Source organism: Rhizobium sp. RU36D (assembly GCF_900176345.1).
In the GTDB taxonomy this organism is placed as follows: Bacteria; Pseudomonadota; Alphaproteobacteria; order Rhizobiales; family Rhizobiaceae; genus Allorhizobium.
On record NZ_FWXU01000006.1, the window covers coordinates 29158 to 46047 of the forward strand.

Consider the following 16890-nt stretch of genomic DNA (forward strand, 5'->3'; position numbering starts at 1 on the left):
CGACGCTGGGAACGCGCTATCCCAGGCCTATAACGGGTCGCTTCCGTCCGCGGTCAGATCCATGATGTCGTCAGGCGGCGACTGCGGCTGCGTGTTCGCCGTATCCTCGCGCGACCCTTGCCTCTCTTCGCCTCTGCGCTGGGACAATAGAAATGAGGCATGGGCGACATGTTCGCTGGAGGGTGCGCCGAGCCGGCCGCTCGCATCCTCCTGGCGTGTGTTCATCCGCTTTTTTATCTCCTCGATCTCCGCCGTCAAAAGGTTTCGGTGCGTGATGTCCTCGTCGGTGGTCCCGAGGACCTTCGCGCGCTCTGCCAGCAGGTTTTCGTACTGGATCTTTAGAGAAGCACGTTCAAGTTGGTTCATGCGTACTGGATCAAGCAGAGAATCGCGCCTCTCGTTCTTGAGAAGCATGTAATCGTCTGACATCAGAACGCGAAGCTCGACGTCTCCGCAGATCAGGCCGAAGTTTTTCTTGATTGTGTTCTGGATTTCTCTCTTGAGCGCCGACCTCGTCGTGCCGTCATATGTGGAGCCTGCCTCCGTCAGACTTTCCATCAAGGAATTCAGCTCTTCCTGGCTGGCATTGAAGAGCTTCCTTTGGACGAAATTGGTCAGGTGATCGCATATCTGTGCAGTGAAGGCTTCCGGCGTCAGCTTGTCCAGGTCCTTGTAGAGCATCCAGACGATCCTTTCGGCGTCACCCGATTCCACGAAGACATAGCCTTTCAACTTGCGGTCGAGGGCAGCGTTTATGTGAAAATGGTCGTCGATCTGGCACTCGAACTCAATTGGTTTGAGGGCGGCGATCAGCCGGCGCAGTTTCTCAAGGTCATTGTCGGCCCTGTGAAAGTGAATGTTATGGAATGTCACGCCGGGATAGCGTTTTGCCAGTGTGTCGCAGATGCGCTCCCTGATCACGTTAGCGCCAGATCTTGTTCCGGGTGCCGAGAGCGTGGGAATGGCCACCTCCCATCTGTTTTGTGTCACGAAATCCGTGAAATAGTCATTGGGGTCGATATGCTGCATTTCGAAGGTGGCCGCTTCTACGGCAAGCTCGATGATCTTTTCCTGGATGAACTCGTCCGGCAAGGCATTCCACTCGCCGCTGTCGGAGCCTGATTGCGGCGTCCCGCCGTAAAGCTTCGACTGATGGTATTCGTTCATGAAAGTCTCGGCGGCCTTGCGGTCATCGAATGAAAGCTCGATGTCCATCGAAAAATGGCCGGCGATTTTTGGATCCGCCGTGCGATAAGCCCGACTTGCAATCGGAACGATGACCGGCTTGTTCCATTTCTGGTTTGGCAGATACGTCCTGCCAATGAAGAGGTCGAGATGAAGACCGATCTCCTTGGCGCGCGCGGAGATGCCTTTCTCAACCTCCTTGCTGTGTTCTGCAACGGCATTTTCGTCGAGATCGACGATGGAAACGCCGGCCAGCCGATGTTTCAGCTCTTGTGTGATTGCATCGTTGAACCAGGCACTTCGCTCGGGTCGGCCTTCCCGATCATAGAGACCGGCTCCATTTTCCGCTATGATAGCAATCGCCTCCGCCCGAAATTCAAGGTCGTAGCCGCGGTTGTCCCGCCAGACAATCGTCTGGTTGAGCTTTTCGCTTCGCGCCGGCGGACTGCTGGCTTCGCTCGTCGGTCGTGCAATCTGCAGATTTGCGACGGAATGCGCGTAGCTTTCCAGATAAGTGTCGAGACGCTGCTTGACCACATCATGCATTTTCTCCGCATCGAACCAGTAATGGCTCAGCAGGAGGTCTTCTTCGCAGGCACGCGCAACCATATCGAAGAGGTTCGTCTTCAGCTTGGCCTCCTCACGCGGCAGGGCAACACTCTCCAGCGTCGATGGTAGTTGGCGTAGCCGCAGGTCGATCATCAGTGGGTAGGTCTTATCGATGCGGTCGCGGAAATAGACGTGTCGATATTCGCCGGGTTCCGTGCGTACGATCTTGTCTGCGGCGACCTCTCGTTCGATATCGAATATGATTTCGACACCGACCCCGAAGCGACTTGATAGATTCGTCTCCAGTTGCTTCTGCCAGGGGCGGCGATTGGCGCCGATGCGCTTGTCTATACTGCCGGTTTCTTTCTTGGCGGACGTCTCAAGAAGGTCGAGAAGCAAGCGCGCGAATTCGCGAAAAAACAGGTCCTCCGGCTCAAGTACCTCGTCGAAATGCTTCTGCGCGATCTCAATAATGCGAGAGCGATCCACGGAGATGCGCAAATGCAGATTGAACTCGGTCTTCTCACGGGTGTGGAAGATCTGTGGTTCGAGGAAATGCTTCACCCGTTGGGCTGCGTTGGTAATCGACCGGTGAAAGCTGCGATGAATGGCTATGCGATGTCGCACTCCAGGTATCAATGCGGATAGGCCGGAGACCGGTTTTCCTTTGCGGTCGAGCGTTACGACATCGAAGCCGAGCGGTGCTTCCTCGCCGTCGCTCAGGGCCCTAATCGCGTTTCTGTATTCCACCTGGGTCTGTTGCATGAGGGCTTCCTGAGTTAGCTTGGTTCAAATCCGCAGCGACCTAGTCCATCTTCCGCCTGCTTCCCAGAAGCTGATGACCCTGAGATTGACCGGCAGCCACACGTTTGCGGAGGAATTCCTCCAGCCTCGCCGCCGCCTCGCGTTTCTGGCTATAAAAGGCGTGAGCCGCCGGATCGGTCTGTCGGACAATTGCGGCAAGCACCGTGCGGTCCAGTGCAGTGACCAGCAGCTTCATGCCGTCAGCCATTCTGGCAATCGTTCCAGGAGAGGCGGTGCGGCAGACACGTTCCAGAAACGCCCTGAACTGTGTGGTGTGTGGGTCGGTCGCGTCCAATGGCTCGACTCCGAAGAGCCGCAGCCGCCAGAAAAGCAGGAGCGCTGGCCAGAACAGCGAATAAAGCTGGACATAGGGTTTGCTCTTAAGCGGTGGGTCAAAATAGTCGGGGCAAGCGGCAAGTTTGGCGGCATAGTCGTCCAGCGAAGCAAGGCCTCTTGCGCCACATTCAACAAGCAGAGTGTTCAGCATGGTGTTGGCCATGCGCTCGAACCCGCGGGTCGCCCAGTACTGTGTTTTCGCCGGAGGTCCGTCGAGAAGCACCATGACAGTGTCGTACAGGCGCCGAGGTGCCTCTTTCGCAGCCCAGTCCTCCCAACTTTCCGCAAGCCAGTTCGATACATCCCGAGCGAAAAAATGGGATGTGACGATGTTTATTCCCTCGCGGAAAATTGCCGGCACACCGGTATCGCCCTCGCCAAAAACCACTGATTCAATCGCTATCCAACGGCGATGCAGCTCGTAGGGCAAAAGGGCAAAATTATTTGGAGGCCAGCGAATATCGTTGCTCAGCAGCATCGACAGGATTTTGTCACGTGCGGTGGCCCAGGCTGGGTGACTGTTCGGCCTGCTTGCCGCGCGAGAGAAGAATGCGAGTAAGCGACATGCCCCGGCACAGCGGGCTTCCGTGTCGCCAATTTTCGGTCGATTGAAGTAAAACAAGATCAGATCGAGGATGAAACTCATCTGCTGCTGTTTGGTGATGGCCTTCTGGACAATGCTTTCGAGCGCGTCATGCTCCTCGGGCCGCGCGTCCTTATCCATAAGGATCATGAACAGTGCCAGCATGACGGCAAGCTGCGAGTTGACGATCTGGTCGAGCACCGCCTGACGCAGATAGGCTCCCTCTTGCTCCATGGATGAGTGCAGTCCGGCGCTCGCCGCCGCCTTTCTGAACTCCGTAAGAAACTCGATAATCGCCTGAGCCACGGCCTGAGCGATTTCTGCCATCAGGTCGAGTGGCGGCTGCTGCGCCTCCCGCGTCGCGTGACCATTTTCCGCTATCTTTTCCTGAATTGCCCGCAGATGCTCTCGCGCGAAAGGCTTTACTGCGCATTCGAGAAGCCACTCGGCAAGTTGCGGGCGGCTGATGCCGGATGGCAGATGGCATTGCAGGGTCGCAATGATACGCACGAGCGGATTGATTTCTCCCGCGCCAAGATCATCAATATCCTTTGCGCCGGCAAGAAGCCGTTTGGTATACTCGATCGCCATGGATGGAGCTCTGGCGCAGATATAGCTTGCAAGCGGGAAGGCTCTCCAACTCTCCGCCAGTTCAATATTGCCTTTGGTGTCGGTTTGTATGTCGTAGGCTCGGCATATGCGGTCGACATGACGGTCGAAGTAGTCCCGAAGGGTTGGCAGTGGTGGCAAGATCTTGTGTTCAGACCCCTGCATGCTGGCAAGCAGCATGACTTCGTCGCGTTCGTCTTTCGTAAGATCAAACAGGCTGATTGGCTCGCCCTCGGGCAGTGATGCGCGGACAATTGCAAGAAAGCGGCCGCTTGCCAGTCCGGTCGCAAAGGCGGCCGAGCATAATAGGCCGCGTTTGATCATGGCGGGTGCCTTGATTCCCTCTCCAAGTACTGTCGCATGAAGTTCGAGGCCGATGGCGTCGTTGGCACGCGCTTCGCTCAACTGCCAAAGATGCTCAAGGCTGAAATTCGTTTCCTTCAATAGCACCTGTAACTTGCCGGTCATTTCGCCTGGCTCGCGGTATCTTGTCTTGGCACCGGCGAATTGAAGAGAACGTCCGACCTCCCGCTGGTCGTCCAAAAAATTCTCCCATGTGCTCTCCGCGTCCAGGCCTCTGACGAGCGCGCGATCGAAATGCGTCGCACGGAAGTTGTTCTGCGCCGCAAGTTGCGCCAGATACGGCAATCCCCAAGGCAGAGACGAAAGGCCAGTTTCACTGTTGACGAGTTGGGAGAGGTGCTGGAGCGGCGGCGGCTCTATGCCGATGATCAGCCGTTTGCCGGCTTGCCGGAGGAATTGCTTGAGCGGGGTGTCGGCATCGTCTCTTGGGATACTTTCCCAAGCCGGCGTGATGGCCCAGTTTGGCAGGACGAGAAGAATGAACTCGCCCTCAAGTTTTTTCGCTCTTACCTCTTCCTCAAGTCGGCCGGCCAGTAGCTCTGGCGTATTTCCGGCTGTTGAGCCAGCCGAAAGCGAGACCGTGTGCATGGGGGCCTCTGGCTCTGTGCCCATTTCTTCAGCAAGCACCGCAAGCGAAACGAAGTCGATTTCTCGCTGGACCACGGCGATGACCGGATCGGGTGCCTGAAGACCGAGACCGTCAGCGGCGGCGGCGATGGCCCGGAGATGCCGCCAGAAATGCAGATCGCGATCGCTGCCCGGCATCATCCGCAATTGCTGAAGCTGTGTGCTCGCATAACGGTCGAAAGTGTCTACCGAATAGAGCTGCGGGGCCGCAGGCTCGCTTTTGGTGGCTGTGTTTTCATCGGTAGGCCCGCCTTTGGGGCGCAGATCCTTGACGCCGAAGCTGAGCCCGCTTGTTTTTTCTGACGATTGTGGCGCGGACGAATCCTCCCCGTATCCCGGGGAAATCGCTGCTGCGCTGTTATCGGTTTCGCCCGTCATTGCGCGGTCGTCCAAACTGGTATCGTCAGCACAGGCCGCAGCAACGCCTTGTAACTTTTTTGAGCCAATGAACCGGGCAGGGCCGTGATGTCCCAACCGGGCCGCTCGGGGTCGGCAAAGGCGAGTCGGCTTCTCCCGTCATCCACGATCCATTCCGGTACACCGGCGGCTGGAAAGATGGCGCCATCATGGGGACGGTAGCGTCGGCTATCCCATTCCGGTGCAAGCACGAGTTCTGGCCGTGCATGATCCGCCAGGTGATGTCGCCCCACCGCGCCGCCGTTGATGTCGGATGGTGGCTGAAGACTATCCTGAGCCTTGCGGTCCGGGATGGAAAACCTCTCGCCCAGCCTCTCTGTGAAAAGCCGGACGACCTCAGATGCCTCATCTATCGTCACGGGCGCAAAAAAGCCCTCGCGATTGAGCCTATTCTGTTGCTTGACCCGATAACCGGTTACGGCATCCAGGTCGGCAAAGGTGAGGGGGCGCGACGCGATGAAACGAATGTGGTTATAGCCATAGCCATCACCATCGCGCTTCGTCTTTGGAAGCGGGATCCAGCGTGTCGCGGTTCGAGCTCTACCGGACAGCGCTTGCAATTCAGGCGTAAGGCCGAAGGTGGCGTTGCCTTGCGGCGCGAAGGCCTCTTCTCCGAGGTGGGATTTTAGGAATTCCAACAGCGTGTCGGCTCGAATGACGCCACACGAGGCTTGCGTACTGCCCCCTTTGGTCAACATGGCAGCTATCTTGAGCCTGCCACCGGCAAATTCCATCATGACCGGGCCACCGCTCATGCCTTCGCTCGCTTGACCGTGAAAGGTACTTCCTCGTGCGGCAAAGACTGCACTGTCGGAGGCCGTGAGTGTCAGTGTCTCGCAGCGTATCGAATAGGCGTTTGCCCGTGTGCGACGGAAGCCCAATCCCGCCGCCGGCAACGCGTTAGTCGCTTCATAGTCTGTCTGAAACTGCGGTATGCGGACCGCATAGGGGGCGGGCGTCGAAAGCCGCAAGAGCGCGAGATCTTCGTTGGCGTGGACGGCGAGGAGGCTCGCCTTACGGGTAATCCCGTCGTAAGGGATAACGTCGACGAAGCGGCGGGCCATTCGATTGCTCAGTTCGGCGTTGTGAAATGCCCCGTCGTTGATATTGGAGAGGGCGCCGGGATCACCGTCCGGATCGGCATAGTCGGCTTTGCTGTAATCCGGATCGACGACATGTGCGCAGGTAAGCACATGGCTTTGTCCGATGAGTATTCCCGAGCCAAAGGCCGATCCCGCACCCGGTTCTATTCTGACCATCAGTTCAATCGGCAGCATCGTCGAGTTTCCGGATCTCACGCATCTTGAGGCGAATACCCGCCGCGATCATCTCCGGACTCAAACCGAGATCGACGGTTTTCAGCATTTCGATCATGAGTGTAAGGCGTTCGCGCTCACTTCCCGCCCTCTCGAGGCGGAAGAGCAATTCATAGGCCTCGAACTGGTCCTGCGTGGCTGCGGTGGCGTCTGCTCCTCGCAGAAATTCGCCGTCTGCGCCTATCGGCATCGGTTGGCGAAGAAATGCCGACACCTTGATCAGTGTCTTGTTCCATACGGAAAGATGGTATTCAGCATAGCGCTGTGCGAGCGTTTCGACCGCATCGCCCGAATAGACCTTCAGGCGTTCGTCGACGCCGGCGAGTGCCTGCCAAACGCCCAGTTCGATGGCGTGGTCGAGGAGGTTCTCAAGGTCAGCGTCAATCTTGATGCGACGTCCGGCGCGGATGAGGAAGCCTTTATGGAGGCTTTTTTCCAGCTGCCTGCGAAAGTCATTCAGGCCGACGATGATCTCCGCCGCGATGGTTTCGATTGATCCGAGATCCGACAACACAAGCCCAAGTCGATGCTCGTCTTCGGGCGCGTTGCGCCGGTCGTCGTCCTGGTCCTTTTCATCCCGTGCGGCGTCAACTGTCTTGCTCTGTCCCCGGATCCACCGCGTGTCTATTGCGTTGGGATTGTGGTCATGGAACGCGTCGCTGACGAGCGCGCCTGCAAAGGAAGCACGATACAGCGTGTTCTTTGTCAGGTAGATATCGCGGTCCGCATTGGCGATGTCGGCAATAGCCTGCAAGTCTGGATTGGTCGTGCGGGCGGCAAGGTTTTCCGGCGAAAATCCGAGCGGATTGAACTTCGCAGCAAGGCCTACTCCGTCGTCAGTGTCATAGGCCTCAGGAAGTTTTGCCATGCTTTCCTTTGCCCAATAAGTCTGCAGTGGCGTGAGAAAGACAGTCGCATATCCGGCCGGCATGGCCGCGCACACGAGGGTCGCCGGCCGACCTCCTCCTGCGCGTTTCAACTTTTCGACGCCAAATTCATACTCGACGCGTTGGTAATACCTGTCTTCAGAACCGTCTATGCCGCGCGGTAAAATGCGTTGGCGGGTCGCGCGGTCGGCCTTCACCTCCTCGCCATAAACCCACCTACCCCGCTCATCCCTGGATATGATCGTCACATCAACGGGGGTCTTATCCAAATTGGAGCCGACAGGGCACATGCCCTGGGTCGATGTCCTGACAATATTGGGATTCCGTGCCGTGAAAAATTGACGGAATTCACCTCTCGAAACACCCATGACGCTCCCATCCTCTAGTTACAATTAAAAATAGATGATGAAAAAAACACAATCAATAGATTGCAAACACAAAATAAACGTTTTACTTGTGTCGAAGGTTTATTCTCGTTTTTGGGTATATGATGCGGCATTTCACCGGCGCGGCTCTCGCCGTGATCTTGGTACCCGTTATGGTGGTTTGGCTGATGTGGTTCGAGCCGTCGCTGGCCCCGACCATGCAGCCGTTGACGCAATCTCCTGCAGCGCTTTACTCCTCCGTCGCGATCTATGTCGTTTTCGTTGCCATGGCGCTCTTCGCTTTCTTCCGCGGATGGCAGAGGGTGCGGCGCGAAGATCAGGTCGTTGCCTTCCTGCGCGCCCAAGTCGACGCACTTGCCGAGGGGGCGTGGCAATATGTTCCCAGCGCAGACGACGCGGTCGCGTCGGGTATCTTCGGCAGCAGGGACGCCGAGCTTCGCCAGCGAACGTCGACGGGGCGGATCGTGTCGCTGCTTCACGCGGATGCACGCTTCTTCCGCTTTGAGCCAGTCCATCTGGCTCTGCGAACTGAGCTGCCAGCCTTGCACGCCCACTCGACGCGCATCGGATCCTATCAGACACTGGCTGTTCGCGCGGGCATCCTAGGCACGTTCTTCGGATTGATCCAATCGCTCAGCAACGTCCAGAACGTATTTATGTGGCGAGGCACCGAGCTTGCCAACAGTCCTAACGCGGCATCACTCAATGCCGAACTCGAAGGCATTCGCGATAACATCGCGGGTCTTATGGGTGAGGTCGTACAAGGCCTGGCCATAGCATTCGGAACGTCCATCGCCGGCCTGATCGCTGCCTTTGTCATATTTTTTCTCGCCGCGCAGGCACGGGAAGATGAACGTCGCCTTGCCGAGGACATTCACGCCATTTGCCAGAGAGTACAGAAGCTCTTCCGCAACCACACCAACCAGAATACCGAGTTGGTGCACACTGCCGACGCGCTACGCGGCGTGATGAAGGAAAACCTCGCCATGCTCTCGTCGGCAAACAAGAGCCTGAACGAGAACGCCACGCAACTATCCGAAACGTCAGGAAAGCTCGGGACGGCGCTCACGGAACCCGTGCAGCTCTTTGCCAGCAACGCGGCAGCGCTCAAGCAATTGCTGGAACAGTCCGCCATTGCCGCCGATGCCGCCCGGGAGGTTTCGGCCTCGCTTTCCACCGCGGAAAAAGGGGCCGCTAAGCGGATGGAGGCAATTGCCACGGAGCTTACAGGGCTCGTCGAGCGTAACCACCGAGATCTTGCCACCGCAATAGAGACCAACAACAAGATGGCGGCCGAAACGGGCAATGCGATAGCCGGTTCGGTGGTCGATGCCATGCGCACGCTTTCGAGCGAGCTTGCCTCCGGCCTGCCGCAAAAACTCGGCGGCGAATTGCAGCAGGAGGTGCTCGCCGGTCTTCTCGCTGAACTGGGCAAGATGCACGAGGCGCATGCAGCTTCTATACGCCAGATCAGCAGCGAAGGTCGCCGTCAGACCCGTATTGCGCTGGCGATGACAGCCATGCTGTTGCTGACCGCTGGCGGACTAGGCTTCTCTCTCCATGGCTATGACGTCGCTGCGCTGCTGCAGGAGGCGATGAATGGGTCAGGCCTTTCCGCACCGGCGGCACCGGAGGCTTACGGCAATGTCCAATGAGGCATTTGACAGTGAGGATCCCTACGGGCCGGGCTCCGACCTGATGATCTCGCTATTTTCGATCGCAATCCTGCTTCTGGGGGTTGTCGGGGTGGGCCAGCAGTTCGGGGATGCCCAGCAGGCGGTTGATGCGCTATCGGCCGCTTCGCCGGCCCCGCCGCCTGTCGTGAACGAGCAGCCGCAACAGAATCCGCCCCTGAAGCTGATATCCCCTGCCGATTTGGCTGAGGAGGCAAGAAAACGTATCGCGGCGGAAACCCGCGCAGCTCAGTTGACGATGGCAGATGCGCAAAACCAGAAGATCATCCATGACATGAACGCCCGTATGGCCAAGATGCAGGATGCGCTGGATGAGGGCCAGAAAAAGCTGGAGGCCTTGCGTGTCCAAAAGCCGGAGGGCCGGCTTGAAATCCTCGCGCATGATTTTCCCATTGCCGGATTGGCTGAGTTTCTGGAAAACCCTTCGGCACTATCGATCTCGCTAAACGCAGCTGATGTCACGACCATACGTTCGTTGACGAGCCCGTTCGTGCCGGGCGCCAACCAGGTCTTCATCGAGACTGCGGTACCGCCGGAGCTCTTTGCATTCATGCCGGCCTCCGTCGACGACCGATTGGCTATCAACCAGATCTATCTTCTGAGTGCCGCAATCGCGCAGGCATATCAGCAGGCTTTCGCCAGGAACGGCGTTCCGCTCGCTTGCATCAGTCTCATTGTGCGCAGTTTCGAAGAGTCGCCTGACGTGCGCCGTCAGGCGCTGGTCGAAGCCTCCGATGCAATCGAAGCATTCTCCGAACTTGCCGCCTTTTACAAACCCATGAGTCAGAGCGAGGCAGGGCGGGCGCTTGCAACCGTCCGAGTTCTGCTGGGTGCGGCAGATGAGCGTCCGTGCGAGGCCGGGACGTTGGAAAATCGGCTCTCCAATCTACAACCTGAATGAGGGGCGAAATGCAGATCAGAAGACTCTTGAAGCTAGCATTGTGTGCGGCCTTGTCGTTGACGCTCGTGTCCTGTGAGACAACAGGGGGCGGCAGTATCAGCAGCAAATCGGGGACACGTTCGCGTCTTGTGGCCCAAACGGACGATTACCGCCGCACGATCGTCGAAGCAGTGTCGGTCGGCGCTGTCGTTGGCGGAGTGGCCACGGCATTGATCACGGCAGCGGCGGGAGGCAGCGGCCGCGACGTAGCGCGAAACGGACTGATCGGCGCGGCCATCGGCGGTGCTGTCGGCGGAATTGCCGGCAAGGATATCGCCGACAGGAAGCGCAGTTACGTGGAGAGGGAGGACTCGCTCAATGCCGTAATACGCCAGGCTAGAGCCAACAACGCCAAGCTTTCCGGGATGGTCTCGACAGCCTCCGCGCTTGTGCGACAGCGCCGCACGGAAGCGGCGGCGCTCAAGAAGGCATCGGCGTCCCAGAGGCAGACCCTCGCCTCCTCGATCAGCGACGACGAGTCGGCTCTTTCTGCCGCGATCGCGGCATCCGAGCGTGAAATCGCTCAGCTGAAGTCGTTGAAAGCGCGCTACAATAACAGTTCTGCCTTCAATTCTCAGATCGGTACGGCCGAAGCGAAGCAGAGGGAATTGATCAATGCCCGGCGGTCATTGACCGACATCAGAGGGCAGGTCCGATGAGGGCAATCTTCTGGAAATTTTGCCTGGTTGGTTTAACCGGCCTCATCCTTTCGGGCTGCTGTAGCAACGTGACCACCGATCCGCGCGAGGGCGGGCTCGCCGGCGGCGTTTGTGGCACGACGACCGGCGCGTATGACCGGCGCCTTGCTGCTCTGGGCGCGCGTGCCGGTTCCCTGCAATCCGCCAATGCCGGACTGCAAGCGCGGCTGGCCAGCACCAACCGCGAAGCAACGTCGTTGGCGCAGGAGATTACGGCCAAGCGGCGGCAACTTGCAGCGGTACAGTCCGAACTGGACAAGCTGCAACGGCTGGCGAGTGAAAAGGAGACGTTGCGGGCCGAAATCACAGGGCTGAAAGCCGAAGCCAGAGCACGTGAAGCCCGGATCATGCAGATCGAAAAGGGGATGCGGTCGGCTGCCAACGACCGAATCCGTGAAGATGCGCGGCGGCAGGCGGAGGGTGTCCCTGTAGACGATCTGCTGAAGCGCATCCGCGATATCCGAGCCGAAGCCCAATAGGGCCTGATATCATGATCTCCGCCAACGGCGGAGGTCAGACTGCTGAAAAACCCGTCGATTTTTGTCGACGGGCCTTTCAGCGACTGAGGGGCGGCTCTCACCGCCCCTTCTGGATTTTGCGTCGTCCCGTCAGGCGCGGGTCTGGAAGCGGGCCTGACGCTCGAGGGTTGTTTCCGGCCCCAGAAGGACCGGCGTTGCCGCCGCAGCGGGTGCCTCTGGCGCGCAGCGATATTCCATCATCCGGAAGATCGTGTTGGTCCAGTCGTCAAACTTGCGGTCGGCGGGCCATGCAAGGTGGTGCCACCCATGCCCGGCCATGCTGCGGTCGAGCACGGCGAGACGCGCCGGCACATCAATGAAAGCGATCTGCGCCACCCATGCCAGCCAAGCCAGCGGAGTGGCCTCTGCCCCCTTCGGCATCAGGTGATAGGCGATGCGCTCGTGGCAGCGTCGGGCCTGATCCTGCAGCTTCGGCGCACCGCCCTTGTGGCCGTAGGTGTGCTTGGTCAGAACCTGCAGCAGGGAGGCCATGTTGTACATCACCGTCCATGGCAGGGCGATCGCGGCAAGCCATGCCGGAAGCGGCAGGATGAAGGCGCTCCCGACAAGCACTGTGAGCATGGCCAGTGCCGCGGCGCGGCGCGGCCAGGACCCGCGCAGCAAATTGCTGTGCAGCCGCGCGCCGAGCTTCTTGATGTGCCAGACCGGATTGAACAGCGTCAGGGCCAGCTTGGTATAAAAGTCACGCTTGGTCCTGAAAACGCCGGTCCAGAAACCGTCAGCCTTCATGTCCGCGCCGTCAGGGTCGCGTTCCGTACCAAGATTTTTCACGTCGTGGTGCTTGTCGTGATCGTGGGCATAGTCCTCACCGTTGCGGGTGATGGAAAAGATGCTGGCGACGTCCTGAATGACATGTGTGGCGCGTTCCGCCGCTGTCTTGCTCCAGCCCTTCTTCATCAGATGTCTCGTCACGACGTCGTGGCCGGCCTCATGCACATGGCCGACACTCATGCGCCGCAGCCGGCCCGTGACGCCCAATGCGGCGTAAAAGGCAATGCCGCCGGTGATGAGCGGAAACGTACCCTCCGCGGCCATCTGCGCGCTGACGCCCGCCACGCCGGCGAAAGCACCGGTCCAGACGATGTCGCGCACCAACGCGAGAAACGGCCGGAACGCAGGAACGGTGGAGCCGGGCGCGGGCAGCCCCGTCAGTTCGTAGGCGAATGCCCTGGCGGCGCGAGGCATACGGGCGATATCGTCGTAAATCGCCTTGAGGGTCTTGTTGCCTTTGCGGCCGGATACCAGGTTTTCGGGGTTAAATGCGGTTGCCATGTTGACCTCCTGTGGTGTGGTTGGCAACCTGCCCCGCCATAGCCCCCGCGTTTTGGATGGTCCGAAATGAAATTTTTTTGAGCGCGCCAACGCGTCGCCGTTGATCTGCCACGTGGTTTCCACCACGCAGAAGGGCGGCAAGGTCAGACCGGAAGATATCGGCTTAAGGGAACATGGGGGCGCGACGGTCTCCTGGTTGGAGAACCGGTTTCACCATTGGCCTTTGAGCGTCTTGAGGTGTCACCCAGCAGACTAAATTCGTTGATGCGCGACGAGCTTCCTCCGCATGTCACCGAGTTGGGCCGCTCGGACTTTTCCGAGCCAGCCCTCCGCGCGACAGAAGGCTACAGGAGATCAGCCCGCCTTCACCGTCCTGACCGCCTGGGCAAATTCAGGGGTCTGCATCAGCGCGCGGCAGCGGGCGAAGCGGGTGTCGGCATAGGCGCGGAAGTCGTCGGCGGGGTTGTCGTTGGCGAGCTGGATCAGGCCCCATAGTGTCCAAAGCAGATCGCACATGGCCTTGTAGATGGTGATGCGGCCGCGCTCCGCAGGGGTCGGGGTGCCGGAGAAATAGGCGCGGATCATCTCGTCTTCCTGCTCGGGGCCGAAGCCGCCCTCGACGCAGAGGTCGCCGAGATCCCACATGGGATCGTTCATGCCGGAATATTCCCAATCGACGATCCACATGCGCTCGCCGGTATCGAGGAAGTTTTCGCAGAGCGGATCGCAATGGCAGGCGACGGTGGGCAGTGGATGGGCGGAAAGGGCGGCGCGCACGGCTTCGGCCTCTTTCAGCACCTCGTGATAGCCTTGGGGCAAGGCGACATCTTTGGTGGAGAGGACGCCGAGATAGCTGTCGATCATCGCGAAGAGTTCGAAGCGTGCCGGGAAGACGGCGCCGCTGTCGTGCAGGCGCCGGAAGGCTTCACCGGCACGGGCGGGAGCGCCCGCGACGGTGCGAAACCCCTCCGGCGTCATGGTCCTTGCACCCTCCGCGAAGCGGGAGACGAAGACGCCGCTCGAGGCATCCGCATAGATGACCTGCGGGGCGACCAATGCATCGGCGGCTGCTGCCGTCGCGACCATCTCGTTGGCCCGGTCGATATATTCCTCGGTCCCTTTGCCGGGAATGCGCAGGCAGACATCTCCGAGCCGAAAGACCAGATTGGTCAGGCCGCCGAGCCTCTCGATTGGACCATCGTAACGGTCAAGCAGCGGGATCGTCCTGATTGTTTCGCGGGCAAGCGCGATCTCGGCGGTGCTGTTCATGCCTTCAGCCTCTCCATCTTGGCGTCATAGAGGGTGCGGGCGCCGCGGCGCGCCCGATAGGTCTTGCCGAAGGCCTCGATCTCGAAGTCTTCATGAGCGGCGATCTCTGTCGGCAGGTAGCCGAAGGCGATGGTCTTGCCGAGCGTGTAGCCATAGCCGGTGCTGGCGGTCGAGCCGACGACCTTGCCATTGTATATGACCGCCTCGCCGCCATGGAATGGTGCAAAGCCGTTGACCGTGTAGGAGACGAGTTTGCGCGTCACGCCTTTCGCCTTGATGTCCGTCAGGGCGTCGCGACCGATGAAATCCTCCTTGTCCAGGGCGACGCAGAACCCAAGCCCGGCCTCATAGGGGTTATAATCCGGTGTGATGTCGCCGGACCAGTAGAGATAACCCTTCTCCATGCGGGCCGCGTCGATGGCGCGGTAGCCGGCATCGGCGATGCCGAAGGGGGCTCCCGCCGCCTTCAGCGTGTCGTAGACATGGGCGGCATAGTCCTGCTCGATATAGAGTTCGTAGCCCAGTTCACCGACATAACCGATCCGCACGGCCAGCGCCGTTGCCGCGCCGATCTCGATGTGCCGGGCGGCGAGGAAGGGAAAGGCGGCGTTGGAGAGATCGTCGTCGGACACGCTTTGCAGGATGTCGCGGGCGCGCGGACCGCAGATGTTGAGCGTGGCAAAGCGATTGGTAACGTCGCGCAGGCGAATTCCCTCGGGCAGGTGGCGGGAGATCCAGTTGGAATCCCGCACACCGAAGCCGGAGCCGGTGATCAGGTAGAGCAGATTATCCGCCAGATGCACGATCGTGACATCGGCCTCGATGCCACCCCGTTCGTTGCATAGCTGGGTATAGACTGCCTTTCCTGGCGGACCGGAGAGATCATTGGCGGCGATCCTCTGCATGGCGGCCAAGGCCCCTGAACCACTGATTTCGAATTTCGAGAAGGAGGACTGGTCGATCAGGGCGGCGCGCTCGCGGATCGCCTTCACCTCGTTGCCAACAGCGTCGAACCAGCTCGGCTTGCCCTCGAAGGAAGGAATGTCCTTGGCCTCGGTGCCGGCAGGCGCAAACCAGTTCGGGCGTTCCCAGCCGAATTTGGAGCCGAAGACGGCGCCACTTTTTGCCATGGCATCGTGGAGCGGCGAGCGCCGCAGACCGCGCACGGCTTGGGCCTCCTCGCCCGGCCAATGCACCTTGTAATAGGCGCCATAAGCCTCGATGGCGCGCTCCTCCAGATAGCGCCCCTGGGCGTGGACCTTGCCGAAGCGCCTGACGTCGAACGGCCACAGGTCCATGCCGGCATCGCCATGCAGGATGAGATTGGAGAGAGCAAGGCCCGCACCGCCCGATGCCGCGATGCCGGCGGTGAAGCCGCAGGCGACGTAAAAGTTGTCCAATTCCGGCGCTAGGCCCATAATCGGCTCGCCATCGAACGAGACGGGAATGGGACCATTGATGACCGTCTGGATGCCGATTTCGTTCAAGGCCGGGATGCGCGAGGCAGCCGGCAGCGCAAAAAGCTCCAGTCGCTCCCAGTTCGGCTCGAACAATTCCCGCCCGAAATCGACCGGCGGCTTGCCGCGCCAGCAGCCCTTCGAACCGTCCTCCCAGCCGCCGATGGCGAAAGAACCCGTGTCGGGCTTGAGATAGAAATTGTTGTCGGGGTCGCGTAGCGTGGTGAGATCAGGCGGCAGGGTGAGTTTCTTCTCGGTGAGGAAATACTGATGCTCCACCACGCCAGCCGCCAGCGCCACGCCGGCCATCTCGCCCACGCGCTTGGCCCAGAGACCGGCACAGTTGACGAGAATATCGCAGGATATGGTTTCGCCATTCGTCGCCACCCCGACGACGCGGCGGTTCTCGATGACGATCTCCTCGACGGTGACGCCCTCTTCGATCCTGGCGCCGTTCATCCGTGCGCCCTTGGCATAGGCCATGGTTAATGAATAGGGGTCTATGTAGCCGTCGCCGGGGATGAAGGCGGCACCCTCGATGCCGTCCTTGACGATATAGGGGAAGCGACCCGCCGCCTCATCCGCGGAGAGCGAGTAGCATTCGACGCCGAAGCTCTTCGCCTGAGTCATCGACCGGCGGATTTCGCTCCAGCGTTCCGGGCTGCCGGCGAGCCGCAGCGAGCCGACCTTCTTCCAGGCGATATGCTGGCCGGTTTCCTCCTCAAGCCGGTCAAAGACCGCGACCGAATTCTGCATCAGCCGGGTGAGGTTGCGCTTACCCCGGAGCTGACCGACGAGGCCGGCGGCATGCCAGGTGCAGCCATGGGTGAGCATGGCCTTTTCGACCAGCAGGACATCCTTGGCCCCATCGCGGGCAAGGTGGTAGGCGACCGAGGTGCCGATCGCACCGCCGCCGATGATCAGGATATGGACGTGACGGTCTGCGCGGAATGTCATCT

General features: G+C 59.8%; 11 protein-coding genes. 4 read left to right on the forward strand and 7 right to left on the reverse strand.

Annotated features, from left to right (window positions below; genetic code table 11):
- Positions 1-27: 27 nt before the first annotated feature.
- From B9A97_RS09185 to B9A97_RS09200, 4 genes are read right to left on the reverse strand one after another with little or no spacing between them, the layout of a single operon-like run.
- Positions 28-2499, reverse strand: a complete 2472-nt coding sequence (locus B9A97_RS09185; RefSeq protein WP_084365030.1) for a hypothetical protein — start codon at positions 2497-2499, stop codon at positions 28-30.
- Between the two features lie 40 nt (positions 2500-2539).
- Positions 2540-5434: a hypothetical protein gene (locus B9A97_RS09190; RefSeq protein ID WP_143530384.1), complete on the reverse strand. Its 2895-nt coding sequence runs from the start codon at positions 5432-5434 to the stop codon at positions 2540-2542.
- Positions 5431-6750 (reverse strand): trypsin-like serine peptidase, encoded by a 1320-nt coding sequence (locus B9A97_RS09195; RefSeq protein WP_084365033.1) that lies wholly within the window; start codon positions 6748-6750, stop codon positions 5431-5433. The genes B9A97_RS09190 and B9A97_RS09195 overlap by 4 nt, the downstream gene beginning before the upstream one ends.
- Complete coding sequence (locus B9A97_RS09200; protein WP_143530385.1) at positions 6737-8044, reverse strand: NADPH-dependent FMN reductase family protein; 1308 nt, start codon at positions 8042-8044, stop codon at positions 6737-6739. Before B9A97_RS09200 ends, B9A97_RS09195 begins: the two co-directional genes overlap by 14 nt.
- Before the next feature lie 119 nt (positions 8045-8163).
- On the opposite strand from B9A97_RS09200, the gene B9A97_RS09205 reads away from it, so the two are divergent.
- From B9A97_RS09205 to B9A97_RS09220, 4 genes are read left to right on the forward strand one after another with little or no spacing between them, the layout of a single operon-like run.
- On the forward strand, positions 8164-9717 hold the full coding sequence (locus B9A97_RS09205) for a hypothetical protein (protein ID WP_084365035.1): 1554 nt from the start codon (positions 8164-8166) through the stop codon (positions 9715-9717).
- Positions 9707-10657, forward strand: coding sequence for a hypothetical protein (locus tag B9A97_RS09210; protein ID WP_084365036.1), 951 nt, complete (start codon positions 9707-9709; stop codon positions 10655-10657). Before B9A97_RS09205 ends, B9A97_RS09210 begins: the two co-directional genes overlap by 11 nt.
- Positions 10658-10707: 50 nt before the next feature.
- Complete coding sequence (locus B9A97_RS09215) at positions 10708-11355, forward strand: hypothetical protein (protein ID WP_143530386.1); 648 nt, start codon at positions 10708-10710, stop codon at positions 11353-11355.
- Positions 11352-11873: a hypothetical protein gene (locus B9A97_RS09220; protein ID WP_084365038.1), complete on the forward strand. Its 522-nt coding sequence runs from the start codon at positions 11352-11354 to the stop codon at positions 11871-11873. The genes B9A97_RS09215 and B9A97_RS09220 overlap by 4 nt, the downstream gene beginning before the upstream one ends.
- Before the next feature lie 129 nt (positions 11874-12002).
- Here the strand turns inward: B9A97_RS09220 and B9A97_RS09225 are convergent, their stop codons facing one another.
- From B9A97_RS09225 to B9A97_RS09235, 3 genes are all read right to left on the reverse strand, one after another.
- A complete protein-coding gene (locus B9A97_RS09225) occupies positions 12003-13205 on the reverse strand; it encodes a fatty acid desaturase (protein ID WP_084365039.1) in 1203 nt (400 codons plus the stop codon).
- Positions 13206-13559: 354 nt separating this feature from the next.
- Positions 13560-14474, reverse strand: a complete 915-nt coding sequence (locus B9A97_RS09230) for a phosphotransferase family protein (protein WP_084365040.1) — start codon at positions 14472-14474, stop codon at positions 13560-13562.
- A complete protein-coding gene (locus tag B9A97_RS09235; protein ID WP_084365041.1) occupies positions 14471-16888 on the reverse strand; it encodes a GcvT family protein in 2418 nt (805 codons plus the stop codon). The genes B9A97_RS09230 and B9A97_RS09235 overlap by 4 nt, the downstream gene beginning before the upstream one ends.
- Positions 16889-16890: the final 2 nt, after the last annotated feature.

Excerpts from the sequence above, each read along its gene's own strand:
- B9A97_RS09185 (WP_084365030.1), bottom strand. The coding sequence starts at position 2,499 with ATGCAACAGACCCAGGTGGAATACAGAAACGCGATTAGGGCCCTGAGC.
- B9A97_RS09190 (WP_143530384.1), bottom strand. The coding sequence starts at position 5,434 with ATGACGGGCGAAACCGATAACAGCGCAGCAGCGATTTCCCCGGGATAC.
- B9A97_RS09195 (WP_084365033.1), bottom strand. The coding sequence starts at position 6,750 with ATGCTGCCGATTGAACTGATGGTCAGAATAGAACCGGGTGCGGGATCG.
- B9A97_RS09200 (WP_143530385.1), bottom strand. The coding sequence starts at position 8,044 with ATGGGTGTTTCGAGAGGTGAATTCCGTCAATTTTTCACGGCACGGAAT.
- B9A97_RS09205 (WP_084365035.1), top strand. The coding sequence starts at position 8,164 with ATGATGCGGCATTTCACCGGCGCGGCTCTCGCCGTGATCTTGGTACCC.
- B9A97_RS09210 (WP_084365036.1), top strand. The coding sequence starts at position 9,707 with ATGTCCAATGAGGCATTTGACAGTGAGGATCCCTACGGGCCGGGCTCC.
- B9A97_RS09220 (WP_084365038.1), top strand. The coding sequence starts at position 11,352 with ATGAGGGCAATCTTCTGGAAATTTTGCCTGGTTGGTTTAACCGGCCTC.
- B9A97_RS09225 (WP_084365039.1), bottom strand. The coding sequence starts at position 13,205 with ATGGCAACCGCATTTAACCCCGAAAACCTGGTATCCGGCCGCAAAGGC.
- B9A97_RS09230 (WP_084365040.1), bottom strand. The coding sequence starts at position 14,474 with ATGAACAGCACCGCCGAGATCGCGCTTGCCCGCGAAACAATCAGGACG.
- B9A97_RS09235 (WP_084365041.1), bottom strand. The coding sequence starts at position 16,888 with ATGACATTCCGCGCAGACCGTCACGTCCATATCCTGATCATCGGCGGC.